General features: G+C 34.4%; 24 protein-coding genes. 21 read left to right on the top strand and 3 right to left on the bottom strand.

All coding sequences use genetic code 11. The annotated features are described in order from the left end of the window. Positions 1-298 precede the first annotated feature (298 nt). Together CCUN_RS01380 and CCUN_RS01375 are read left to right on the top strand one after the other, a co-directional pair. Positions 299-577 (top strand): BrnT family toxin, encoded by a 279-nt coding sequence (locus CCUN_RS01380; protein WP_027305008.1) that lies wholly within the window; start codon positions 299-301, stop codon positions 575-577. Then, positions 574-789 (top strand): CopG family antitoxin, encoded by a 216-nt coding sequence (locus CCUN_RS01375; protein WP_035175604.1) that lies wholly within the window; start codon positions 574-576, stop codon positions 787-789. The genes CCUN_RS01380 and CCUN_RS01375 overlap by 4 nt, the downstream gene beginning before the upstream one ends. A 159-nt stretch (positions 790-948) precedes the next feature. Here CCUN_RS01375 and CCUN_RS01365 read toward each other — a convergent pair whose 3' ends face one another. The 3 genes from CCUN_RS01365 to CCUN_RS01355 are packed head-to-tail and all read right to left on the bottom strand — an operon-like array spanning position 949 to position 3,744. Continuing rightward, on the bottom strand, positions 949-2,496 hold the full coding sequence (locus CCUN_RS01365) for a terminase large subunit domain-containing protein (protein WP_027305011.1): 1,548 nt from the start codon (positions 2,494-2,496) through the stop codon (positions 949-951). Between the two features lie 9 nt (positions 2,497-2,505). Continuing rightward, complete coding sequence (locus tag CCUN_RS01360) at positions 2,506-3,240, bottom strand: hypothetical protein (RefSeq protein ID WP_027305012.1); 735 nt, start codon at positions 3,238-3,240, stop codon at positions 2,506-2,508. A 6-nt stretch (positions 3,241-3,246) separates the two neighbouring features. Beyond that, on the bottom strand, positions 3,247-3,744 hold the full coding sequence (locus tag CCUN_RS01355) for a hypothetical protein (protein ID WP_027305013.1): 498 nt from the start codon (positions 3,742-3,744) through the stop codon (positions 3,247-3,249). A 135-nt stretch (positions 3,745-3,879) separates the two neighbouring features. Here CCUN_RS01355 and CCUN_RS01350 point away from each other — a divergent pair, with 135 nt between their 5' ends. The 19 genes from CCUN_RS01350 (at position 3,880) to recG (ending at position 22,494) form a co-directional block, all read left to right on the top strand. Continuing rightward, positions 3,880-4,218: a hypothetical protein gene (locus tag CCUN_RS01350; protein WP_027305014.1), complete on the top strand. Its 339-nt coding sequence runs from the start codon at positions 3,880-3,882 to the stop codon at positions 4,216-4,218. Positions 4,219-4,220: 2 nt separating this feature from the next. Beyond that, on the top strand, positions 4,221-4,958 hold the full coding sequence (locus CCUN_RS01345) for a hypothetical protein (protein WP_027305015.1): 738 nt from the start codon (positions 4,221-4,223) through the stop codon (positions 4,956-4,958). Between the two features lie 493 nt (positions 4,959-5,451). Next, on the top strand, positions 5,452-5,619 hold the full coding sequence (locus CCUN_RS09705) for a hypothetical protein (protein WP_164502902.1): 168 nt from the start codon (positions 5,452-5,454) through the stop codon (positions 5,617-5,619). Positions 5,620-5,629: 10 nt separating this feature from the next. Beyond that, positions 5,630-5,953, top strand: coding sequence for a hypothetical protein (locus tag CCUN_RS01335; protein ID WP_027305017.1), 324 nt, complete (start codon positions 5,630-5,632; stop codon positions 5,951-5,953). Positions 5,954-5,975: 22 nt separating this feature from the next. Beyond that, a complete protein-coding gene (locus tag CCUN_RS01330; RefSeq protein ID WP_027305018.1) occupies positions 5,976-6,221 on the top strand; it encodes a hypothetical protein in 246 nt (81 codons plus the stop codon). Between the two features lie 31 nt (positions 6,222-6,252). Continuing rightward, positions 6,253-6,837, top strand: coding sequence for a hypothetical protein (locus tag CCUN_RS01325; protein ID WP_051521668.1), 585 nt, complete (start codon positions 6,253-6,255; stop codon positions 6,835-6,837). A 23-nt stretch (positions 6,838-6,860) separates the two neighbouring features. Continuing rightward, positions 6,861-7,241 carry a hypothetical protein gene (locus tag CCUN_RS01320; protein WP_027305019.1) on the top strand — a complete coding sequence of 127 codons (381 nt, stop codon included), beginning with the start codon at positions 6,861-6,863 and terminating at the stop codon, positions 7,239-7,241. Between the two features lie 14 nt (positions 7,242-7,255). Further along, the gene (locus CCUN_RS01315) at positions 7,256-8,431 is read left to right on the top strand and encodes a phage capsid family protein (RefSeq protein ID WP_027305020.1); all 1,176 of its coding nucleotides are present in this window, start codon (positions 7,256-7,258) and stop codon (positions 8,429-8,431) included. A gap of 42 nt (positions 8,432-8,473) precedes the next feature. After that, positions 8,474-9,391, top strand: coding sequence for a hypothetical protein (locus tag CCUN_RS01310; protein WP_027305021.1), 918 nt, complete (start codon positions 8,474-8,476; stop codon positions 9,389-9,391). After that, entirely contained in the window at positions 9,392-10,231 is an 840-nt protein-coding gene (locus tag CCUN_RS01305) for a hypothetical protein (RefSeq protein WP_027305022.1), read from the top strand. After that, positions 10,228-10,821, top strand: coding sequence for a hypothetical protein (locus CCUN_RS01300; RefSeq protein ID WP_027305023.1), 594 nt, complete (start codon positions 10,228-10,230; stop codon positions 10,819-10,821). The genes CCUN_RS01305 and CCUN_RS01300 overlap by 4 nt, the downstream gene beginning before the upstream one ends. Positions 10,822-10,834: 13 nt before the next feature. Further along, entirely contained in the window at positions 10,835-12,286 is a 1,452-nt protein-coding gene (locus tag CCUN_RS01295; RefSeq protein ID WP_027305024.1) for a coiled-coil domain-containing protein, read from the top strand. After that, positions 12,279-15,281, top strand: a complete 3,003-nt coding sequence (locus tag CCUN_RS01290) for a coiled-coil domain-containing protein (RefSeq protein WP_085296602.1) — start codon at positions 12,279-12,281, stop codon at positions 15,279-15,281. Before CCUN_RS01295 ends, CCUN_RS01290 begins: the two co-directional genes overlap by 8 nt. Positions 15,282-15,468: 187 nt before the next feature. Then, the gene (locus CCUN_RS01285) at positions 15,469-15,834 is read left to right on the top strand and encodes a hypothetical protein (RefSeq protein WP_027305027.1); all 366 of its coding nucleotides are present in this window, start codon (positions 15,469-15,471) and stop codon (positions 15,832-15,834) included. Between the two features lie 449 nt (positions 15,835-16,283). Continuing rightward, on the top strand, positions 16,284-16,484 hold the full coding sequence (locus CCUN_RS01280; RefSeq protein ID WP_415270575.1) for a hypothetical protein: 201 nt from the start codon (positions 16,284-16,286) through the stop codon (positions 16,482-16,484). A gap of 1,441 nt (positions 16,485-17,925) precedes the next feature. Continuing rightward, positions 17,926-18,144, top strand: a complete 219-nt coding sequence (locus tag CCUN_RS01270) for a hypothetical protein (RefSeq protein ID WP_027305030.1) — start codon at positions 17,926-17,928, stop codon at positions 18,142-18,144. 276 nt (positions 18,145-18,420) lie between these two features. Then, on the top strand, positions 18,421-19,467 hold the full coding sequence (locus CCUN_RS01265; RefSeq protein ID WP_027305031.1) for a dehypoxanthine futalosine cyclase: 1,047 nt from the start codon (positions 18,421-18,423) through the stop codon (positions 19,465-19,467). Further along, a complete protein-coding gene (locus CCUN_RS01260) occupies positions 19,467-20,687 on the top strand; it encodes a M16 family metallopeptidase (protein WP_027305032.1) in 1,221 nt (406 codons plus the stop codon). The genes CCUN_RS01265 and CCUN_RS01260 overlap by 1 nt, the downstream gene beginning before the upstream one ends. Then, positions 20,677-22,494 (top strand): ATP-dependent DNA helicase RecG, encoded by a 1,818-nt coding sequence (recG, locus tag CCUN_RS01255; protein ID WP_027305033.1) that lies wholly within the window; start codon positions 20,677-20,679, stop codon positions 22,492-22,494. The genes CCUN_RS01260 and recG overlap by 11 nt, the downstream gene beginning before the upstream one ends. The last annotated feature ends 4 nt before the right edge of the window (positions 22,495-22,498 follow it).

Genomic DNA, 22,498 nt, shown 5'->3' with positions numbered 1-22,498 from the left:
TAAAAAGCTTGTTGAAAGGCTTTTAAACTTTGTTTTTAGGATTTTTTAAGTCTTTTTTTGCGTTTTATTTTTAAGAGTTTTTGACTTTGTTTCTTCATCGGCTTTTTTTGCAGATAAAAATAGTCCTTAAACGCGTTTTTGAGTGAAAACAAGCAAAAGTTTAAAAAATATTTTTGCGTTTGTCCCCAGTTAAATAAAACCGCACGACATTTTTGCAAAATTTGCTGTGTTTTTAGTTTTCATTTAAGCTTATGTTTAAAAAATATGATATAATTATATTATAAGGAGTTTATAAAATATGACTTATGAATGGGATGAAGTCAAAGCACAGCTTAACATCGCAAAGCACGGCGTGAGTTTTGATGAGGCAAAAAGCGTCTTTAATGATGAATGTGCTCTTGTTATGTTTGATGAAGAACACTCAAGCGATGAAGAAAGATTTTTGCTTTTAGGACAAAGTATAAAAGAAAGGATTTTGCTTGTTGTGCATTGTTATAAGCAAGGCGACATCATTCGCATTATTTCAGCAAGAAAAGCCACCAAAAAGGAAAAAAAGCAATACAAGGAGAGATTATGAAAAAAGAGTATGATTTTTCAAAAGCCATTAAAAACCCCTATGTTGATAAAAGCCTTAAAAGGCAAATAACGATTAATTTAAACGCAAAAGTGCTTGATTATTTTAAAGAAATGGCTGAAAAAAAGGGCATACCCTATCAAACTCTTATCAACATTTTTTTAAATGATTGCGTGGATAAAAAACTTGATATTGCCGTTATTCAAAAGCCTTAAATTGTTTTTTATCATTGATTTTTAAACAAAGCCTGAATTTTGATAAGAGAGAAACAAAAAGCAAAGTGCGACTAAAAAAGCACAAAAGAAGATAAAAACCGCACAGACTAAAAAAGCAAAACAAACACAAAATGCAAACAAACAGACTAAAAAACGCGTTTAAATCCTCCATTTTGGAAGGCTTTTAATGCGCGTTTTATTTAGTTCTATGTGTTCTTTTGGGGGAGCAATGACTTCATTATGAGCCAAAGCCGAAGCTATCGCGTCAATGCAGTCATCTTTTCTAAAAGGTTTTTCGGGGTTAAAGGCTAAGAGTTCTTTTTTGATTTGGTTTAAGCCAAATGCATTATGTAAAAACACGAGATAGCCGGTGTTATAAAAGGGTTTTAAGGCTTTGATTTTTTCGACTTTGCTGATTTTTCTTGACGGCGTGTAAGTTTTAATCGTGTTAGTAATGAGCTCTTCATTCTTACTTTTAAGCGTTTCATTCACTCTTACAATCTCTTTTAAAAGCAGACGATGCAAGGTTAAGCCCCCGCCGTCGCTTTCTATAAAACACGAGGCTTTTGGATAGCTTAAAAGCGTTTGAATGATATGCCTTATTGTTTGCTCTTCATCCCAAATGCCATAAAAGCAGTTTTTCACCACATAACGTGCGCTTTCTTTAAAATTTTCAACACCTACAACCACAATCGCTCTATTATCAGCCTTGACATTAAGACTTTGTGCATTATCGATAAAAATATAATCTTTACACAAACCCACTTCATAACTTGCTATCTCTTTAAAATATACGCTCTCAAAAAATCCGCTCTCACTTGCTTGAGGAATCTGTAAATATTGAGTGCTAAACTCATCATCGCCCATTTGAAGCTTTAAGCTTTGAAGCTCTTTAAGATTATGCCTTTTAGGAAAAAGAGCCTCATTTTTTGCCCTTGTATAAGAAAAATTAGCGATTTTATAGGTTTCTTCTGTATCGTTTAATGCACTTAAAGTGATGATGTGCCATTGTTTAATAATCTCTTGTTTAAAATTCTTTTCATCAAGCAAAAAACCGCATAAATCTTCATAACCTAGCCTTTGCATTAAAATGGTTATATTGCTTTGATTATCCTGCAAACGGCTTAAAACGCTTTCTTTAAAATTTTGATTAACAAGGTTTCTTGCCGTTTTACTCACCATTTCGCTCACTTTGATCGGATCATCGATGAGAATTTGATGTGCATGAAAACCTGTAATCGCACTTTTTAAAGTGGTTACAAAAAGCCCTCCGCCTTCTTGTAAAATAAACTCACTTGAATTATCTTGCAAAAAATGGAATTTTTCTTTAAAAATGCTTTGCATAAAGCCAGATTTTAAAAGATCGCGGACTTGATTAGAGATTTTTTTGCAAAGTTCATCGCTGTAAGAGATATAAATAAATTTACGCTTTCTATCTTGAGCCAAAGCCCACGCTATAAATGTTCTTGCGATAGTTTCTGTTTTACCATAGGAAGGGGGCATGTTGATCATTAAACGCGTCAGCGGGTTTTTTGTCTTAAACGGCAGAGTGTGTTCTAAAATCTTGCATAAATAATCAAAATGCCAGTTATCCAAAAACACCGCTTTATTATACCTTTGCCATTTAAGCTTTAAAAAGGTTTTGAGATCGCGTCTTGCTAACTCTCTTAAAGCAAGTTCTTTTAAAGCGGGATTGTTTTTAGTCATTGTGTTTTATCAGCCCTTTTTTGCAAGTTCTAATTTTGACTCTGTTGCGTTTTGCTCTTGCAAAGCGTTTTCTTCTGCGTTCGTTTGCTCCGCATTTGAATTTTGTGCGTTCGTTTCATTCAAAACCGCGTTTTCTTCGCTTTTATCTTCGATTAAAGCCAGAAGCTCATTTGTGCTTAAGCTTTCAAGCTCTTTTTCAAGCGGAGAGTTTAATGCCTTGCTTAAAATCTTATCATCATAGAGATTTTTTTGAATGTTGCCGAGCATATTAACATATTTTTCACTTGCAACGATAAGGCTGACATTTGCTTTGCTTTGTCTTTTGCTCAAAGTCCGCATCTTTAAAAGCTCTTCTTTAGCGATTAATGCCCCCTTTATCATCTCTTTATGCAAAAAATCGCTATTCATCATCTTAAACAATAAATCATCACTCACGCCCTCTAAAATCTCATCAAGTTCGCTTAATTCTGTGTAATGATTAAGATTAAGATTGTCTTTGAGATTTTGTTTAATCTGTTCTTTATTTAAGTGTAAAATACTGCCAAACTCTGTTTTTAAAGCCTCTTCTTTGATGTTTTTTTTGCATACTTCATCGAGGGCTTTGCCCATAATCCAGCCTTCATTTTTTATCCACACCATCAAAGTGCGATATTTAACATCAAATCTTTGTGCGAGTTCTTTTGCACTCTCAAAATGCGTTTCAAAATACAAACGCATTTTTTCTTTTAAGGCTTTATCAATCATAAAAAATCATTGCCTTGAAGTGGGAATCAAAGACGCGTTAAACAACGCATTTAAATCCGCATTATTCGCATTATTTTTCATATTCTCGGCTAAAGGATTGTAAGCAGTGGCTTGAAGTTTTTTTAAATCCTCTTTTTCTTGCGTTGTTTGATTGATACTTCTTGTATTTGCAGCATTGAGAGCCGTTGCGGATTTTCTTGCATTAATCTCACTTTCGGCTTGTCTTTTTTGCAAGGCTTTATCCTCATCAAAAGAATCGATTTGTTTGTTTAAGAGTGTGTTTTTGCTCTTTTCATTTGCGATTTGCGTTTGCGTTGCTTCTTGTTTGAGATTAAACTCTTCTTCTTGCATTTTTTCTTTTCTTGCATTTCTTTGATAATCAATGAATCTATCAAACACTCCGCTCGAGTTTTTTGCGAGATTGTTTGCTGTGTCTGCAAAAGAAGCGGCTAAATGTCCTATGATTTGCGTTTGTTGTCCTGTTGATATCGGGTCTCTTGCCATAATTCAACCTTTCTTTATTTTTTTAAAAAACTTAGCAAAAAAACTTTTTAAAAAATAGGGTTAAAAGCTTTAACCCTATTTTTTCATTTGAAAAACTCCTAAAATCACGCAAAAAATAAAATAAAGGTTGTGAAAATGGAAGAATCAGCTTTAGCGACAAATATCGCACAAAATGCAACACCCGCTGCAGAAGGTGGCACGAACTCAATGCTGTCTTTTTTTGATGATTTGGGCGGAATTGGGAAGAGTTTAGAGGGTTTAGGGTCTTTAGCAAGTATCGGCACGGGAATCTATGGAATGTTTTTGCAAAATAAGGCGTTAAATCTGCAAAAAAAGGCTCTCAATCAAGCACAAGCTCAACAAAATATCGAAAATGAACGTTGGAATAAAAGAGAAAACGAACGCGTCAATGCAAACGCACAGATTAGTCAATCCGCTACCGCGTGGAATGATAACCCTATGCAAAGGGAATAAAAATGAGTGTCAGACGTTTTTGGAAATTTTTTGACTTTGCGAAAGAAAATCTTAAAAGCTTTAATTTTACAGACGATAAACTCTATACTTTTGCGAGTGAATTAGCTTTAAAGCTTGTTGAAGTGCATTTTAAAGAAAAAGAGAGTGCGTTAAATTGTGAAAAACTTGAAAAAGAACTTGAGATTTTAACTCTCAAAACAAAAATGGAAATCCGCCACATTGAGCTTGAAACGCTTAAGTCTTTGGTGCAAGCGGAGTCGATGGTGCGAAGCGTTGGGGATAATGCCGTGATAAACCGCGCGAATGCTTATGTTGGCTTTTTGAATGTTGTTGGAAATGCAAGTGAAGGTGCAGCGATTGCTAGTCATACTGCAAATGTCGTTGCGGAGATAAAAAAGATTAGCGATACAAATCTTATAAACACTTACACAAACATACTCAATAATATAAGAAATAATCTTTTAGGCAGTTTTGATAAAAGCGGACATATCAAAGAATGCTCTATCATCGCCCCACGAACGGAGATTAAAGTCAATGAGCCTTTAGAGATTTTAGGTTTTAGCATTTACAATCAAAATGAGCATATGTTTCTTATCGATGATGAAGAGGTGTTAAAGGATTCGCAAATTTTGCTTTTTTCAAGTGAAGAAGAGGGTGAAAAGGAGATTGTTTTTAAGGTGAAAAATGATTTAGGCACTTGGCTTATGGATAAAATAATTATTACTATCACAAAAGAATAAAATCAAAGGCTTAAAAAAACTTATATTTTTAAAATGAAAATGATAATCTTAAAAAAATAGCAGAAAAAGAGAAGTGAAAAAAAGAGAGGTTAAAGAGCAAAAAGAGAAAGTAAAGAGAGCAAAAAGAAAAAGAAAGAGAGGAGAAAAAACACTAAAAACAAAGCCTTAAACATCGTTTAAAGGTTTTAAAAAGGCTTTGAAGTTGTTTTGAAACAGAGCTTAAAAGGCTTTGAAAGCTTTCAAAATGAAAAAGCGTTTGAAAAGCACACAAACACCCCGATGAAAAGGGCTTAAAAAGCAAAAAGAAAAAGGAAAGAGCAAAAAAACAAAAGAAAGAGTAAAGAAAAAGGAAAAAATAAGGAAAGAGCAAAAAACAGACTTAAAAAAATAAAGCGTTTTTATAAGCTTAAAAACAGAGCTTAAAAGGTTTATGAAAGGGCTTTAAGATAAAAAAATTTTCATAAAGCCTTGAAAAATATAAAAAAGGGAATGCATGAAAACTTTGAAAAAAACTTTTTTTATCCTGCGTTGGTTTCTCATCGGAAAAATGCATTGCGATGTGCCACTTTGGTGTAAAAAAATGTTTAAAACCATCAATTGTTTTTTATGGCTCATTATCCTTTTTAGTGTCATTTACACTTATGTATTTTTGATGTTTTAGGGGGGGGGATATGCAAGAACTTATCAATCATTATCTTATTTATTTAGAACTTCTGCCTTTGTTGTTTATTGGAATCATTTGCGGGGTTTATAATTGTTTGCATTATAATGAATATAGCGAAGAAAATCAACAAGTTCTCACTCCTTTTTTACTCTTTATCAAATACGCGACCTCTTCTTGCGTTGTATCCTCTGCGATTTTTTTTATTCTTGATTTGGCAAATATTTCTTACGAAGCACGGGTTGGAATCGCCGCTTTGGTTTCGTTTTTAGGCATTGATAAAGCCATTGAGATGATAGAGAAAATTTTGAATTTAAAAAATCATGTCAAATAAAAAATCAATAAAGGAGTTCTCCGTGAATATTATTCATCTTAGACGCGTTTTGACAAGACTTATTATGGCTTGTTTTATTTTTAGCTTAGCACTCAATCTTGTTTTATGTTATAAGCTTAATTTAGCCAAAAAACTCCGTGCAGATTGTTTTCATATGCAAGAGCACGATGTTCATAATATCATCTTTCATCACAAAACTCTTTTTTTGATAAAAATGCGAGTGAGCTTGAAACTTTTAACCCTATTTTTTAAAAATGAAAAATCCTAAAATAAGCATAATTTTTACAAGGAGTTAAAAAATGGATAGAGAAAAAAAAGAATTCATCGACCCATTTTCAACGCAAGAAGATGAAGCAGCATTAAAGGCTTTAGAGTCTGAAATCGCACAAGCGAGTCAATCTTTAGAGAGTGATTTTGCCAAATTTGCAAGTGGAAAAATCGATGAAAGAATGGAGGAATTGTTTTTTGAAAACAAAGAAGAGTTTTTTAAGCAAGTTTTGCAATGGCAGAATGAATTTTTAGGCGATTATCGCTCAAAAATTCAAAAACGCGACGCGTTAAACAATGACATTCAAATCAAAAAGAGCTTTTCAGCCATTGAAGCGGCACAAAAGGCTTTCGAGGAGGCTCACCCGGACGTTGATGTTGAAGAGCTTTTGGACTTTTATCAGCAAGATTTACCACCCCGGCTTAAAAATGAGTTGGATAAAGCCAAACCGCAAGACTTTTTCGAATTATTGCTTGAGTATTTTTCAAAGGCGTCAGACAGGGCACAAAATGCAGAAAAACAAGAGCAAACAGGCTTACCGAAAAGACTCGAGGGCACAAGTTCAGGTGTGCAAGAAAATGACTCGGGCGATGATTTAGTCACAAATCGCTATTGAATCTTAAAAAAAGGAGTAAAAAAATGGGAACTCAAAGAGTGAAAAATGTTGTTTATTGTGCTGAATCGGTGATTGATTTAGCAGATATGAAAGAAAATAATGCTTATGATGCCCTTTTGGTGCCAAAGGGTGCAAGTATTATTCAGCTTTTAGTGGAGGTGCAAAACACGAGCGGAAGCGGAAGTGTTGATGTGAAGCTCAAAGAGCAAGATGTTGCATTTTTAGAAAATGTAAGCTTGGATTCTACTTCAAAAGATAGTGCTTTTATTAATTCTTCAGTGCATACGATTAGCCAAATGGTGGATATGTTGAGCGTTGAGCTTAAAAGTGGAGCTTTTACAAGCGGAACGGCACGCGTTAAAATCGTGTATTTTATGCCGAGTCAGATTTTAGTTGAATTTTAAAAAAGGAGCAAAATATGTTAAACGAACTCAATAAAATCAATCTCAATCAATGGAAAGAAAACCCAAATATCAGCGTTGAGATTGCAACCATCATCGAAAAGGCAAGTTGGCAAAGAAGCCCTTTTGAGCCTTTAGTAGGACGCGGACAAGATAGAGGCATAAGAACTTATCTTACTAAAAATGGAGAGCCTTTTAGACCGCGTTTAAAAGCCGCTTTAACAGGCGATGGCGTTGAGGGTAATACAGACTTTGAAGCGAATTTGGATAATTTAGAGATACTCTCTCAAACAATTTATCCTAAAATCGTCGGCAATGCGTTAAAATCACAAGTGAAGCATTATCAAAGTATGGAGCAAATTGATTTTATCAAAGAAAGCGTGCAAAGTTTGACTGATTGGATTACGAATAAAAGAGATCGCAATTTTATCACAGCTTTAAGCAATGATTTAAGCAATGCGGTTATTTGCGATAGTGCAAGCTCTTTCAAAGATACAACAAGTGAAGCGAGTGTGCAAGAGGCGAGTAAAAAAATCGTTAAAGGTGATGTGTGCAATGTCAAGGCTTTAAGACGTGCGATAATGATGGCAAGAAGTGGCATTAATTATCAAGGCAAAGACGCGTATCCGTTAAAACCGATACGCTCTGCAACGCATACGCTTAATGGCTTAAATGTGCAAAATTATTCTTATATCATCTTACTTGATACCTATCAAATCAATCAGCTTAAAAACGATCCGGAGTGGATTGCGATGCAAAAAGTCGGTGTTCGTGGTGATAAAAATAATCTTTTTACCGGACTTATCGGGCTCATTGATGAATGTCCAGTTTTGGATATGGGCGTTTGGACAGATACGCAAGTGGGACTTTTAAACAGCGAAGTGAGTGAAGCGAGTTTTAGGGCAAATATCAATCCCGCAAATGTCTCAAACATCACCCCGCCGAGTGATTACGCAGGAACACAACCCGTTTCAATCGGTTTTCTCATCGGTGCATCTGCTCTTGTAATGGTGGGCAGTGATAAGGTGAATTTTTATATCGATGAAGCACAAGACGCGGGACGCAAGATTTTATGCGGATGTGATAGACTTTTAGCCATTGCAAAAGCAAAATTTGAAACCACTCAAGGCATTTTAAGCCCTTATTCAAATACAGACTTTGCAACCATCGGCATTATTTCAAGCAAAGAATAACACACAAAAGGCTTTTTAAAGCCTTTTTTTGAAAGGTTTTTAATGGATTATGCAAGTGTAGAATTAGAAAATATTACGCAAATTGTTGAGAAGTTAAACGCTTTATTTGAGAGTGCAAAGAGTGAGTTTGACACACAAAAAAAGAGTTTTAAAGAAGAATTAGACGCGATAAAATCAAAGATGATTAATGATTTGGTGTTTGAAAATGCGAAAAAGATTAAAAATGAGCTTGACACAAAAAAAGAAGAGCTACAAACTTATATCATCGCACAAACAGCACAGAGTTATGAGGATAATAAAGAGGATTTAATCAAATCTATCAATATCGATTACGACGCGTTACTTTCACAAAACGCAACGCAATTTTTAGCCCTTGCACAAAAACAACTCAACGCGGCTTTAGACAATGAGTTTAAAAAAGAAAAATACACAAACATTTTAAAGACCTTTGAAAAAGACGCTTTAAATGCTTTAAAGCACACACAAGAACGATTCAATGAAGACTTAATCGCCCTTGATTTAAAGGCTCTTGCGACCGCTTACATTCAAAAACAAGTTCAAAAGGATTTTAAGACTTTGGAAGCGTTGGTGCTTAAAGAGCAAAAGAGTGAGATTGCGAAGCAATTACTCAATCATTTTTTACATCAAAACGCAACGCAAGAACTCATTAAAGAGAGTTTGTCTGCCATTTTAGAGCAAAATTTTACGCAAAAGAGTTTAAAAGAGCACATCGAAGCGAGACTCATTGACATTAATCATCATTTGGTAGATAAGATTATGGGAACACGCGAACTTTTTAAGACAAATTTCATTCAAAATCTTGTCTTAGCGTCTTTGTCTTTGAAAAATGAACTTTCTTTGATTTGTGAAAATATGGACGCGTTGAATCGTTTAAAGGTTAAAGAAAAGGGCATTGAAGATGAGACTTTGCATTTTCAAGGTAAGTTAAAGGTGGAGTGAATGGATAATAATGATTTAAGCAATTTTCTCATCCCGCAAGAGCAGGACGCGGACACAACGCAAGAGACAAGCAAAGACTCAAAAGACTCGCAAGACGCTCAAAACAACGCAGAACAAAACAACGCTCAAGAGTCGCAGGTTGCTTTGACGGGAGTGCCTTATTTGGATCAAAAAATCCAAAATGGAACTTTGAGTGCTTACGATGCCTATTTGGCAAATAAATATTTAGGTGTGAATATCGGGCAACTCAATCTTAAAGCAAATGTTGATGCACAGGTGAAAGGGGATTTAAAACATACGAGCATCACACAAACAACGAAAGAATTAGGACAAATGCTCACCAGCTTACGCGATAGCGATGAAGTGCTTAAAAGAAGCGATTTAGCGGGTGTTTATAATGGACTTGTTACAGGTTTAAACAAAAAAACAGGCGGTTTTATCGGGCTTGATGATGAACGCGCTAAGCTTGACTCGGCTGTGATGAAAATGACCTATGGAGTCGCTGGGGCGATGAATGATGGCAAGGCGACAAATGAGAGTCGCAAAGAAGCAAAAGAGGTTTTCGGGGCGGGTTTTCGCTCTCAAAAAGAACTCGTTGCAAGAACCGCACAAGCAAGGGAAGCAATCTTAAACCGCGTTGATTCTTTGTTGGCTGATTTGGAAGCAAAAGGCGGACAGATAGGACTTGATACGCAATTAATCAATGAAATTAAGGCTCAAAAGAAAAAGCAAAATTTTCTTAATTCACATCTTTATGGAAAAAAATTCAATTTTGAAACTTATGAAAAAAGTGTTTATGATGATTATATTAAAAATCAATTCATAAGGGCAAAACGATGATTAAAATGAGTGATTTACTCACAAATATAAGAGCAAGGCTAAGAGATACAAAAGAACCTTATCGCTATGAAACAGCGGAGATTTTAAACGCGATAAATCATGCATATTGTGATTTAATTTATCAGTTTAAGCTTAATGTTTGCAAGTTTGTCAAAGAGCTTAAACCTAATGATTTCATCTTTCACGCACCTAAAATGGTGCTTTCTTTTGAAAAAGCCTTTTTAAACGCGAAGCCTTTGCCCTTAAAAGCTTATGATGATAAGGCTTTGAGTTTGCAGATTTCATCGTTTTCAAATTTTCAAAGTTTTGCGGTTTTACCTAAACATCGAGCGAATGGAACTTTAGAGGTGTATTTAAATCTAGCTAAGGCTTTAAATGAAGAGAGCACACTTGAGAACGGGGATTTTTTGAAAATGGCACTCATTTATAAAAGTCTTTCTTTGCTCTTTCAAATCGAAAGCAACGAGGGCAATTTGCAAAGGGCGGGTTTTTATGAAAATGCCTTTAAAAAAGAATGCGATTTTTTAAGGGCGACTCTGTCCTCACTCACGGAAGCAAAGAGCTTTCACAGCCCTTGCATACAATATTAAAAAGGAGAAGACAATGAATGAAAATGTGAATGCATTTAGAGAAAAACTGAATGATGAAGCGTTAAAGAGTGAGTTTGACTCTTTGCTTGAAAGTTTAGAAAATGAAATTTTAAGCGATGAAAATGTGAATGCATTTAGAGAAAAACTGAATGATGAAGCGTTAAAGAGTGAGTTTGACTCTTTGCTTGAAAGTTTAAAAGCAGAACAAAACACTCAAAAAGACACAGCACAACCAGACTTGCAAGAGAGTGAAAAACAAAAAGACCCGCAAAGTCCGCATATTGAGCCTTTGCCACAATTTCAAAGCCCACTCATTGACACAAAAGAGGTTGAAAAACGCGAGAAAAAGAGTTTTAAAGACGCTTTGAGTGAAGCGTTAAATGATAATGTGTTTTGGTTAGAACAGATCAAAATGACACTTTTAAGCGTGAATGAGCTCTATAAAAATTTTGAGAAATTAGAGCAGCATTATCAGTATGATTTTAAGAGTCACGAGCTCATCAAAACACAAACGCAAAGCCTTTATGATGAAGCCTTAAACATCTTTTCACAACTGCAAACGCAAAATGAGGCTTTGAATGAAAAAATCGCAACACATACGCAGGATTTAGTTCAAACCAAAGAGTCTTTAGTGCAAAGTCAAAATCAAGCCTTAGCCCTCATCGAGGAGATAAAACACATCAATAAAGAAACAAAAGAAAGTGCGGGCGAGGTGATTGTGTTTAAAAATACGATACAAGAAGCCATTAATCGCTTGGATGAAGTCATTGAAACGAACGCGGCTTTAGAGCAGAGCATCACAGAGGGGCGCGAACTTGTGCAAAGTGCTAAAGATGATTTAAACAACACAATTAAACAAGGTCAAGATGATTTAAACAACACAATTAAACAAGGTCAAGATGATTTAAACAACACAATTAAACAAGGTCAAGATGATTTAAATGCTGTAAAAGAAAACCTTGAAACCTTCAAACAAGAAAAGATTAACGAGATTGACGCGGCTTTGAATGAAATTGAAACGCGTCGCGATGCAGCGATGAATGCCTTTGATAATGCAAAGGCTGATTATGAGCACAGGCTTGAAGATTTTGCCAAAAGAATCGACGCGTATTTGCCAAATGACAGCGATGAACAAGAGCTTTTAATTTCTGCAAATAACGCGTTACAATCCGCTCAAAATGCCCTTAATGCCCTTTTAGATGAATTGATGGAACTTTATAATCAAAATGCGGTTTTAACGCACAATGCGGAGGATTTAAAGAAAAATTATGATGAGACTTATAAGCATTCTTTGCAAATTTACAATATGAAAAATGATTGTATCTCAAAACTTGCTCTTTGTGTTGAAACGAATGCCTTGCTTGAGAGCTTTAAAGAGACTTTGAATGATGAGGCTTTGCGTTTTGAGTTTGACGCGTTGGTGCGTTTGATTTTAGACAATGTAAAAGGAGAAGACAATGAATGAAAATGTGAATGCATTTAGAGAAAAACTGAATGATGAAGCGTTAAAGAGTGAGTTTGACTCTTTGCTTGAAAGTTTAGAAAATGAAATTTTAAGCGATGAAAATGTGAATGCATTTAGAGAAAAACTGAATGATGAAGCGTTAAAGAGTGAGTTTGACTCTTTGCTTGAAAGTTTAAAAGCAGAACAAAACACTCAAAAAGACACAGCACAACCAGACCCGCAAGAGAGCTTAAAAGAACTTTTGCCCCAAATGAGCGAGAGCTTAGAAAATGCAGAATCAATCGTGCAAAGTTATGAAAGTTTTAAAACAAAACTCACGCCCGAACAGCAAGAATCTTTAACTTTGCTTTTTTCACGCGTGATTTTACGCGATGAGGACGCTTTGAATGCAAAAAAAGCCCAGCTTGAAAATGAGCTTTTACAAGATGAGCAAACACTTAATACGCTTAAAACGCAACAGAGTGAAAACGCAGAGCAACAAGAGCAATTAATGCAGGATTTAGCAGAAAAAAAACAAGAAATCGCAACGCAAGATGCTCTTTATAAAGAAAAAGAGCAAGACGTTAAAGACGCTAAAGAAGCCGTGAGTAATGCCCTTTATCCTAAAGAAGCCCAGCACGGAGCAACAAAGGCTTATGTGGATAAATTGCATAAAAGCACAGAGTTTTTATTTGATAAATGCGGCGATGTTGCAAATTTGAAAGAACCCGATGAGCTTGAACTCTCACAGGTTGCAGAGCTTGAAAATGACATTGCGATAAAAAACGCACAAATCGCTCAAAACAACGCTCAAAAAGAGCAGTTGCAAGTTAAAGCTGAAGACATTCAAAAAGATTTAAGTGCTCTTGAAGACGCTTTGAATACAGAAAAAGAGAATTTAGAACGCAAAATCGCACAATTTGAAGCCTTGATTGTGTCTTTGAATGCAGAAAAAACCCAGCTTGAAACGGATTTGCCAAATATTGAGAGCACATTAGAGGAGTTAGAACTAAGCATTACAAATCTAACGACCGAGATAGAACTTTGCGAAGACAATGAGCTTAAAGCCTCAAAGGAAGCTGAACTTGCTTTAAAAACTTCACAAAAACAACGCAATGAAGAGTTAAAGCAAGAAAAACAAAGCCGTAAAGAGGAGATAGAAATACTTTTAAAGCAAACAAATGATACAGATTTGCCTTCTGCAAAAACCGCACTTTCAAAACTTGATAAAAAATTGCCTTGTATGTTTTTTGAGATTGCAAGATGTGAAAGTAAAATCATTGAAAATGAACGCAAAATCGCAGGACTTGAAGGTGAGATTGAGACTTTAACGACTCAAAAGAACGAAGCCACAACGCAAAAAGGCATTTTAGAGACCGCCCAGCAAGATACGAGTGAGATAGAAGCTCAAATCGCAGAGCTTGACGCGTCCATCGCTCAACGCTCAACGAGCAAACAGGCTTTAATAACAGAAAATGAGACTTTAAAAGCAAAAATTACAAGCACAAAAGAGCAAATCACAGCGGCGAGTAAGTTGTCAATGCTCACAAGCTTACTCACTGAAAAAGAACAAGCCTATAAAGATAATAAAATCGCTTTGAGCACACTTGAAGGCGAGATTACGACTTTAACGAGTGAAATAGAAACTTTGCAAACGCAAATCGCAACTTTAAAAACAGAGCTTGAGAGTGCCGATGAAGAGACAAAAAGCACAAAACAGAGTGAGCTTGAGAACAAAGAGAGCGAACTTCAAACCAAAGAAAGCACTAAACGCATCAAAGAATCGGACAAAGAAAATAAACTTGCTTTAAAAGAAGAGCTTAAAGCCTTTGTTTTGCATAAAAGAGAGCTTAAAAAGGGCATTGAGACTCAAAACACAGCCATCACAACACAAAAAGGCACGATTGAGAGTTTAAAAACAGAGCTTGAGAGTTTGCAAACGACTTTAAGCACTTATGAGAGCGAACGCAATCAATTAAACACAGACATACAAGCCTTAAAACAAAGCATTGAGACAAAGGCGGATGATTTGGATGAGGCTTTGGACGATAAAGCGTCTTTAGCGACAAAACAAGCCGAAGTTAAGGCTAAAAACGAACAAATCCGCTCACAACTCAAAGCCATCGAAAAACAAAATGAAGCGATAAAAAATGCGGAAGAAACGCTTGAGAACTTAGAGCTTGTGAAAGAAAATTTTGAGATAAAAGCACGTTATGAAGAGCATTGTGAAAGCATTGAGGATTTAGAAACAGAGCTTGAGAGTGAAAAGAGCACACTTGAAACAAAGACTCAAAAGTATAATGAGCTTAATTTACAAATAGCGATGTTACAACTACAGATTAAAAACACGACCGAACAAAACCCAGACAGCGAGGATTTAACGACTTTAAACGAGGCTTTGACAAATAAACAAAGTTTAGCTCAAACAGCAAAGAGTGAGCTTGAAACTTTACAAGGCACAATCGCAGAGCACACTTTAAGCAAGGAAGAACACGAGCAAGATATGCAAAGAGAGAGTTTGAATCATCATTTAGTAGAGCTTTATGATGAGAGTGTTGCCCTTGAGCAATCAAACGCGTCTTTAGAGCAAGACATTAAACGCTTAAGGATAAATATCTCTTATATCAAAGCCCCTTTAAAAGAGGCGTTTAAACTCAATGATGTATTGCAGGTGCATCATTTGTTTGCGTTGAGTGAAGAGCAAAGAGAGACTTTGATGATTGATGATGATGTGATTATTGATTCTTTAGTGAAGCAAGTCATTGAAAAACTAGGGGGGGGGCTTGAAGACGCTTTGAATGCCTTAAAGACAGATTTTAACACGACAAAGACAAACTTAGCTAAAACGATAAAATTCAATGGCGAGGCTGCAGCACTTGAAGCGATGAATGCGGTTAAAACACAATGGACGGGTGCGTATAAAACCGCAACGCAAGCTGTAAAAGTGAGTGATATAACAAATTTAATCACTTATTTTGTAACCCAGACAACAAACATACAAAATAAATATAAATAAGTGTTTGTTTTTGTGAAAAGGGCGTTTTAAATGCGTTTAAAGGGCTTTAAAAGGGGATTTAATGCTTTTGGAGGCTTTATGTTTTGTGAAAATTGTGTGAAAATGCGAAATAAAACGTTACACAAACGCAAAAAACATTAAAAAATGCGGTTTAAAGCATTGCAAAAAAACACTAAAAGGAGGGCAAATGTTTTCTTTGAGTTCTCTTATAACGAGTTTCATTGATATAAAAATAATGATTATTATCGCTTTGGGGGTGTTGTGTGCGATTTTTTACACACAAAATGAGCTTTTGAGTGCGGATTTTCAAAAAGAGCAGCTTAAAAATTTGCATTTGCAGAATGAAAAAAACGAGGCTTTAAAACAGATTTTAGCACAAAATGAAGCGATAGAGAGACTTAAAATCGTTTCTTATGAACGCGATGAAGTGGCGATGGAAGCGTTAGAGCGGATTGATTTTAAGAAAGATGAGCATTTGGGGGCTTTGCAAAATTGTGAAAATGAGCTTAAGAGCTTTAAGGATTTATTTAATGTTTTAAGCAAGGCAAATTAAGTTTTTTTGGTGTTTTTGTTTATGAGTTTTATGAGAGGATGTGAATCACTCAAACATTAAAGACGCTTATATTTCTACCTAAAGGGGCTTAAACATTTTTTAAGTAAATGCTCTCACTCAAAGCGGAAAAATTTTGTGAAAAAATGTTTGAAAAAGCACAAACTCAACTCTTGAAATGGCTTTGTTGCAAGATGTGAAGCTCTTTGAGGTGAAATTTTAAAGGTTTTTAGCAGGGCAAGAGATGAAAAAGAGATGAAAAAGCGGGATTTGAGGCTTAAAAGAGCCTTTGAAAATAGGCGAGGAGTTTGAGAGTTTGAGAGTTTGAGAGTTTGAGAGTTTGAGAGTTTGAGAGTTTGAGAGTTTGAGAGTTTGAGAGTTTGAGAGTTTGAGGAGTAAAAATGAAAACGATTTTAAAATTTATAATTTTTTGTTTTGTTTCTTTGCTTTTAATGCACATATTTTTAGGTTGCAGTGCAAAAAAAGAGCTGATGATAAAAACAGAATATCAAGAGGTGAAAGTGCCCATCAAATGTCCGCTAAAAGTCCCAAAAAAACCGCGATTTAATAATGATTTAAGCAGTGCGAAACGCTTGAGTACTTATTATTTGGAAGTGGAATACATCGCTAAAAGTTGCACGAGTGGCGAGTGAGTTTAAAAATGTCATAAAATAAAGGAGTGTTTTAATCTCTTTTGGCAGAAAACTAAGCGTCTTGATTGTTTTGCTTGTCAGTTTAAAAATCGCACAGAATGCAGAACAATCAAGATTATCACGCTTTTGCGTATGAAAGGATGAGGCTTTAACGCCTTGCTTGAGAGCTTTAAAGAGACTTTGAATGATGAGGCTTTGCGTTTTGAGTTTGAAGCGTTGGTGCATTTGATTTTAGACAATGTAAAAGGAGAAGACAATGAATGAAAATGTGAATGCATTTAGAGAAAAACTGAATGATGAAGCGTTAAAGAGTGAAAATGATGAGATTTTAAGACGCGTTTTATTCTGTGCTTGAAAGCTTAAAAATCGCATAAGAGCAATATAAAAAAGAGCAAGAGAGTGAAAGACAAGACGCTGATAATGCAGACGACGCGTTGCAAGGCGATAGCACCCACAAAAAGACAGCCCTGAAAGTCCGCAAGACTCTAATCCTTTTTTGAACCTTTTAAGCTTGGTTTTTTAACCTTAAAGACTCAAGCTCCTGCTTAAATTATTAAAGACACAAACTCACATTAAACTTGATTTTTTGAGTCTTTGCCACAATTTCAAAGTTCATAATCCTTTTTTTGAACCCTATAATCCTTTTCAAGTCGCCCCACAGATGCACAAAATGAAGCGTTTTGTGCTTTTTGTTGCGTTTTCTAAGTCGCCCCACACAAGAGCGAGGGTATATGAAAACAAAAAAATAAAAAATGTTTGTTTTTTGATTTGACTTAAATGGGCTTTATCGGGCGTTATTTTGCGTTTTGTGAAAAATGTAAAATGCAAAACTAACTTTTAACCGAAATTATGCTTGTGGAGATAACACTATATGGAAATATCATTATACTCTAGCTATCTATCGCAGAAATAAGAAGCCTTTAGTGTCTTTAGCATTCACTTCTATGCGTCTTTAGTGCTTTGGTGTTTTGCAATGTTGAAAGCCCTTAAAATCGTATTTTGGTTTGTATGCTTAAGCTTATGGTGTTTTTGAGTTTTGTTGATAGCCCTTGACAAATTAAAAATTTTATTTTAAAATAGGAGATATTTTTAAAGCTTGTTTTAAGAAAAATTGTCTTTAATGGCACATTTTGGCAGAGCTTTAAAGCGTTCTTTGATTTTTTATATCGATTAAATACCTATTAAATGGGTGTTTGATTGTTTTTTTAAATATGTTGTAAAATCTACAATTGAAATAATTGAAATTAATTAAAATGGGCTTATTTGTGGCTTTTGATAAATTTTATTAATTTCACCTTGTTTATATTTTAAAGAATACAAAGTTTTAAAAGCAAGTCTTGGAAATGAAATTCTCGCCTATGCCTCCTTTTTCTTACACAAGGACTTTTCTTATTATCATCTTAGTGCTAACACTTTAGAATCTCATGCTAATGCGGTTCTTTTGGATTTTTTCTTTGAATATGCTTCACAAAAAGCTTGTAAATTTTGTATTTTAGGAGGAGGATTTAAAAAAGATGATTCTTTGTTTGATTTCAAACAAAAATTTTCTACTCTTTACACTTATTTTAATACCGGTGGAATCATTTTTGATGAGCAAAATTACAAAATTCTTTGTAAAAATTTTCATAATCCTTATTTCTTAAAATATCGCTATCATTGAATGTTTTTAAGTTTAAATATAAGCTCTTATACAGAACATAAAACTTGTCAAAATGTATTTTAGATAAAACTTACATTGATAATTTTTGCAATTTTTTAACTACAGATAAAAATAGCATTTACTAAAAATTCTTAAAAAACTTACGATAAAAAACAATTTAAAAAATTAAAATACACTCTAAATTAAACAATAAAGTTATGAACCTTGGATTTATAATACAAAATTGATTTAATTTTAAATGCTATAATCCTTTTAAATTTAAGTCAAAGGAAAAATTTGAAAAGACTTGATAAAAAAGAAGCTTTAAATTTGCTTAAAAATAGCTCTTTAGTTGAACTTGGAGAAAGAGCTTATGCAAAAAAACTAGAACTTCATCCTGAAAAAATCACGAGTTTTATTGTGGATAGAAATATTAATTATACCAATGTTTGTTGTATTGACTGCTCTTTTTGTGCTTTTTATCGCCATCATAAAGAAGATGATGCTTATATTTTAAGTTTTGAAGAAATAGGCAAAAAAATCGAGGAATTAGAAGCCATAGGCGGGACGCAAATTCTATTTCAAGGTGGAGTGCATCCTAAGCTTAAGATAGAATGGTATGAAAATTTGGTTTCTTGGATAAAAGAGCATTACCCTAATATCACTATACATGGCTTTTCTGCGGTTGAGATTGCTTATATTGCCAAAGCTTCTAAAATTTCTATCACCGAAGTTTTGCAAAGACTTAAAGATAAGGGGCTTTTTTCAATTCCCGGAGCGGGGGCTGAAGTATTAAGCGATAGAGTAAGAAAACTCATTGCTCCGAACAAATGTGATACAGCCACTTGGCTTGAAGTGCATAAAAATGCTCATAAAATCGGTATGAAAAGCACAGCTACAATGATGTTTGGAACCTTAGAAAGCGATGAAGAGATTATAGAACATTTAGAATATTTACGCAATTTACAAGATGAAACGCAAGGATTTAGAGCTTTTATCTTATGGTCTTTTCAAAGTGAAAACACCAAACTCATTCAAGATTATCCTCAAATTCAAAAACAAAGCTCAAACAAATATCTAAGACTCCTCGCAATTGCAAGGCTTTATTTGGATAATTTTAAAAATTTACAAAGCTCTTGGGTCACGCAGGGCTCTTTAATAGGACAACTTGCTTTGAAATTTGGAGCCAATGATTTGGGTTCAACAATGATGGAGGAAAATGTCGTTTCTGCAGCTGGAGCGAGTTATAAAATGAATCAAGATGAAATGATAAGATTGATTAGAAATTTAGGTGAAGTTCCTGCTAAACGCAATACAGCTTATGAAATTTTGGAAAGGTTTTAATGCAATATTTAGAGATTAAAAAAATTAAAATTCCTTTTATTTTTGAAGAAAATAGGGATTTTCCTATTATTATTTTAAAGCTTATTTTTAAAAATTGTGGCAGAAGTTTTGATGAAGTGGCTGGACTTGCAAGAATGTTTGCAAAACTTCTTAATGAAGGTGTTGATGATAAATTCTTCAAAAATTTAGAATTTAAAGCGATTAATTTAGACGCAAATAGTGGTTTTGAAAACTTAGAAATCAATCTTTCTTTACTCAAAGAACATAAAAATGCAGCAGCTAAAGCCTTATGTGATTTGCTTAAAAATCCACGTTTTGAGGAAAAAATTTTAAAGAGAATCAAACTCAATTCTTTGGGCGAACTTGCGAGTAAAAACAGCGATTTTGATTATTTAGCAAAAAATTTACTCAATTCTAAAATTTTTGATTATAAAGAATTCCAAAGCCCTAATGATGGAGACGAACAAAGCATCCATTCTATTTCTCTTAATCATCTTAAAAACTTTCATAAAAAACACATTCATTTAAATAATCTTATCATCACTTTAGGAGGGGATTTAAGTCTTAATGAAGGTAAAAATTTTGTCTTAAAAATCTTAGAAGGGCTTGATAAAGGCAAGACTCTTGCAGATAAAACTTATCATCTTAATTCAAAAAATCAGGATGAAATTCTTATAAGAAAAGAGAGCGAACAAGCTTATATTTATTTTGCAGCACCTTTTTTTGCAAATTTCAAAGATGAGGATTTGCATCTTGGAAAAATTGCACTTTTCATCTTAGGACAAGGCGGATTTGGATCAAGAATTATGGAGGAAATTCGTGTGAAAAGAGGCTTGGCTTATTCAGCCTATGCGATGTTAGATATGACTTTATCCTACAAACGAATTTTTGGATATTTGCAGACCAAAAATGAAAATGCAAACGAAGCTAAAAACCTCATCAGAGAGATTTTTAAAGATTTTATTCAAAAAGGAGTTGATGAAACCAGTCTTAATCAGGCTAAGAATTTTATCATCGGCAACACTCCTTTGCGTTATGAGAGTTTGAGCAAGAGATTGGCTCTTTCATTGAGCGAGTATTATCAAGGTTTGCCATTGGGGCATTACAAAAAGGAGCTTGAAAAAATTCAAAAAATTGAGTTAAAAGCACTCAATGCTTATATAAAAAATCATAAAGAACTCTTAAATTTAACGTTTGCAAGCATACAAAATGAAGGTTAAAAGCACAGATTTTGAATTTTTTAAGAAACTTAAAATAAAAAGCGTGATTGATTTAGCTTTGATTTTACCTAAAAAGATTGAAAATTTAAATCTCACCCCTAAGCCAAACCCGAATGAAATTTGCACTCAAAAGGTTCAAATTAAAAGTGTGGGCTTTAAAAACAACCAACTTTTTGGAATTTGCGAATGTAAAATGTGGAATCAAGAGCTTTCTTTTGTGTTTTTTAATGCGAACAAATGGCATCATAGCCTTTGTAAGATTGGAGCAGAATTGATTTTTCACTCAAAACTTGTTTTTTTCAATCAATCGTGGCAATTTAACAATCCTAAAATTCTCAATGAAGCAGGTGGTTTTGTGCCCAAATATCAAATTCAAAGCATTAAAGACAGCACGATTAAAAATCTCATTCAAAGCTATGTCAATTTTGAGAATTTAAAAGAAAGTCAAATCGATGAAAAATATATCCATTTTCTTTTAGCCCTTCATGCTTATGATGAAAAAAGTTTCGCAATGTTTCAAAATTTAGAACAATTTTACGAGAATTTAAAATACATTGAAATGTATAATTTTCTCAAAAGACTGAAAACAAAAAAAATTCAAAAAAAGAGTTTTGAGCTTGAAATTTTTGACATTCAAACTTGGCTTGAAAACTTACCTTTTACGCCCACACAAGATCAGCTTAATGCAATCAAAGACATTAGAGAAGATTTGCATTCTAAAGAAGCTAAAAGACGCGTGATTATGGGAGATGTGGGCTGTGGAAAAACTTTGGTTTTATTAGCAGCTGCTTTAATGGTTTATCCTAAACAAGCAATTTTGATGGCACCCACAAGCATTTTAGCCTCTCAACTTTTTGAAGAGGCAAAAAAACTTTTGCCCGAATTTATGAATATTGCTTTCATTAAAGGAGGTAAAAAAGATAAAGGCTTAGACGCACAAATCCAACAAGCACACTTAATCATCGGCACACATGCACTCATTTACCACACCGGTTTTCAAGCGGTTTTGGTGATGATTGATGAACAGCATCGTTTTGGTTCTGCACAAAGACAAAAAATTCATTCTCTCTCAAGTGAGGGAGAGTTAAGCCCTCATTTCATCCAATTTTCCGCCACCCCTATTCCAAGAACTCTAAGCATGATACAATCAGAACTTTTAAATTTTAGCTTTATCAAACAAATGCCTTTTAAAAAGGAGATTAAAACATTTTGTATCAAAAATGAGGATTTTTCAAAGCTTACTGAAAAAATCAAAAAAGAAATTTCACTCAATCATCAAATCATCATCATCTACCCTCTAGTGAATCAGAGCGATAAAATTCCTTATTTGTCTTTAGAACAAGCTAGGGCTTATTGGGAGAGTCATTATGATAAGGTTTTTGTAACGCATGGAAAAGACAAGCAAAAAGATGAAATTTTACAAAAATTCAAAGAAGAAGGAAATATCCTCCTTAGCACTACTGTTGTAGAAGTCGGAATTTCCTTGCCCAGATTGAGCACCATTGTGATTGTTGGTGCTGAAAGATTGGGGCTTGCAACCCTACATCAGCTTCGCGGGCGCGTCGGCAGGGTTGGACTTAAAAGCAGCTGTTATCTTTACACCAAACTTAAAAACATTCCACAAAGACTTGAGGAATTTGCTCTGACAATGGACGGCTTTAAGATTGCTGAACTTGACCTTAAAAATCGATTGAGCGGAGACCTTATCGATGGTTTAATGCAACACGGAAACGAATTTAAATTTTTTGACTTTTCTAGCGATGAAATGATTTTACAAAAAGTCAAACAAGATTTATCAAAATCTTGATGTA

The organism is Campylobacter cuniculorum DSM 23162 = LMG 24588 (genome assembly GCF_002104335.1).
Taxonomy (GTDB): Bacteria; Campylobacterota; Campylobacteria; order Campylobacterales; family Campylobacteraceae; genus Campylobacter_D; species Campylobacter_D cuniculorum.
The sequence above is the reverse complement of the archived record's forward strand: the minus strand, read 5'-3'. Positions and strand labels throughout refer to the sequence as shown.

Bases quoted from the DNA above. Each gene is read 5' to 3' on its own strand.
- CCUN_RS01380 (WP_027305008.1), top strand. From the start codon at position 299: ATGACTTATGAATGGGATGAAGTCAAAGCACAGCTTAACATCGCAAAG.
- CCUN_RS01375 (WP_035175604.1), top strand. From the start codon at position 574: ATGAAAAAAGAGTATGATTTTTCAAAAGCCATTAAAAACCCCTATGTT.
- CCUN_RS01365 (WP_027305011.1), bottom strand. From the start codon at position 2,496: ATGACTAAAAACAATCCCGCTTTAAAAGAACTTGCTTTAAGAGAGTTA.
- CCUN_RS01360 (WP_027305012.1), bottom strand. From the start codon at position 3,240: ATGATTGATAAAGCCTTAAAAGAAAAAATGCGTTTGTATTTTGAAACG.
- CCUN_RS01355 (WP_027305013.1), bottom strand. From the start codon at position 3,744: ATGGCAAGAGACCCGATATCAACAGGACAACAAACGCAAATCATAGGA.
- CCUN_RS01350 (WP_027305014.1), top strand. From the start codon at position 3,880: ATGGAAGAATCAGCTTTAGCGACAAATATCGCACAAAATGCAACACCC.
- CCUN_RS01345 (WP_027305015.1), top strand. From the start codon at position 4,221: ATGAGTGTCAGACGTTTTTGGAAATTTTTTGACTTTGCGAAAGAAAAT.
- CCUN_RS09705 (WP_164502902.1), top strand. From the start codon at position 5,452: ATGAAAACTTTGAAAAAAACTTTTTTTATCCTGCGTTGGTTTCTCATC.
- CCUN_RS01335 (WP_027305017.1), top strand. From the start codon at position 5,630: ATGCAAGAACTTATCAATCATTATCTTATTTATTTAGAACTTCTGCCT.
- CCUN_RS01325 (WP_051521668.1), top strand. From the start codon at position 6,253: ATGGATAGAGAAAAAAAAGAATTCATCGACCCATTTTCAACGCAAGAA.
- CCUN_RS01320 (WP_027305019.1), top strand. From the start codon at position 6,861: ATGGGAACTCAAAGAGTGAAAAATGTTGTTTATTGTGCTGAATCGGTG.
- CCUN_RS01315 (WP_027305020.1), top strand. From the start codon at position 7,256: ATGTTAAACGAACTCAATAAAATCAATCTCAATCAATGGAAAGAAAAC.
- CCUN_RS01310 (WP_027305021.1), top strand. From the start codon at position 8,474: ATGGATTATGCAAGTGTAGAATTAGAAAATATTACGCAAATTGTTGAG.
- CCUN_RS01305 (WP_027305022.1), top strand. From the start codon at position 9,392: ATGGATAATAATGATTTAAGCAATTTTCTCATCCCGCAAGAGCAGGAC.
- CCUN_RS01300 (WP_027305023.1), top strand. From the start codon at position 10,228: ATGATTAAAATGAGTGATTTACTCACAAATATAAGAGCAAGGCTAAGA.
- CCUN_RS01295 (WP_027305024.1), top strand. From the start codon at position 10,835: ATGAATGAAAATGTGAATGCATTTAGAGAAAAACTGAATGATGAAGCG.
- CCUN_RS01290 (WP_085296602.1), top strand. From the start codon at position 12,279: ATGAATGAAAATGTGAATGCATTTAGAGAAAAACTGAATGATGAAGCG.
- CCUN_RS01285 (WP_027305027.1), top strand. From the start codon at position 15,469: ATGTTTTCTTTGAGTTCTCTTATAACGAGTTTCATTGATATAAAAATA.
- CCUN_RS01280 (WP_415270575.1), top strand. From the start codon at position 16,284: ATGCACATATTTTTAGGTTGCAGTGCAAAAAAAGAGCTGATGATAAAA.
- CCUN_RS01260 (WP_027305032.1), top strand. From the start codon at position 19,467: ATGCAATATTTAGAGATTAAAAAAATTAAAATTCCTTTTATTTTTGAA.
- recG (WP_027305033.1), top strand. From the start codon at position 20,677: ATGAAGGTTAAAAGCACAGATTTTGAATTTTTTAAGAAACTTAAAATA.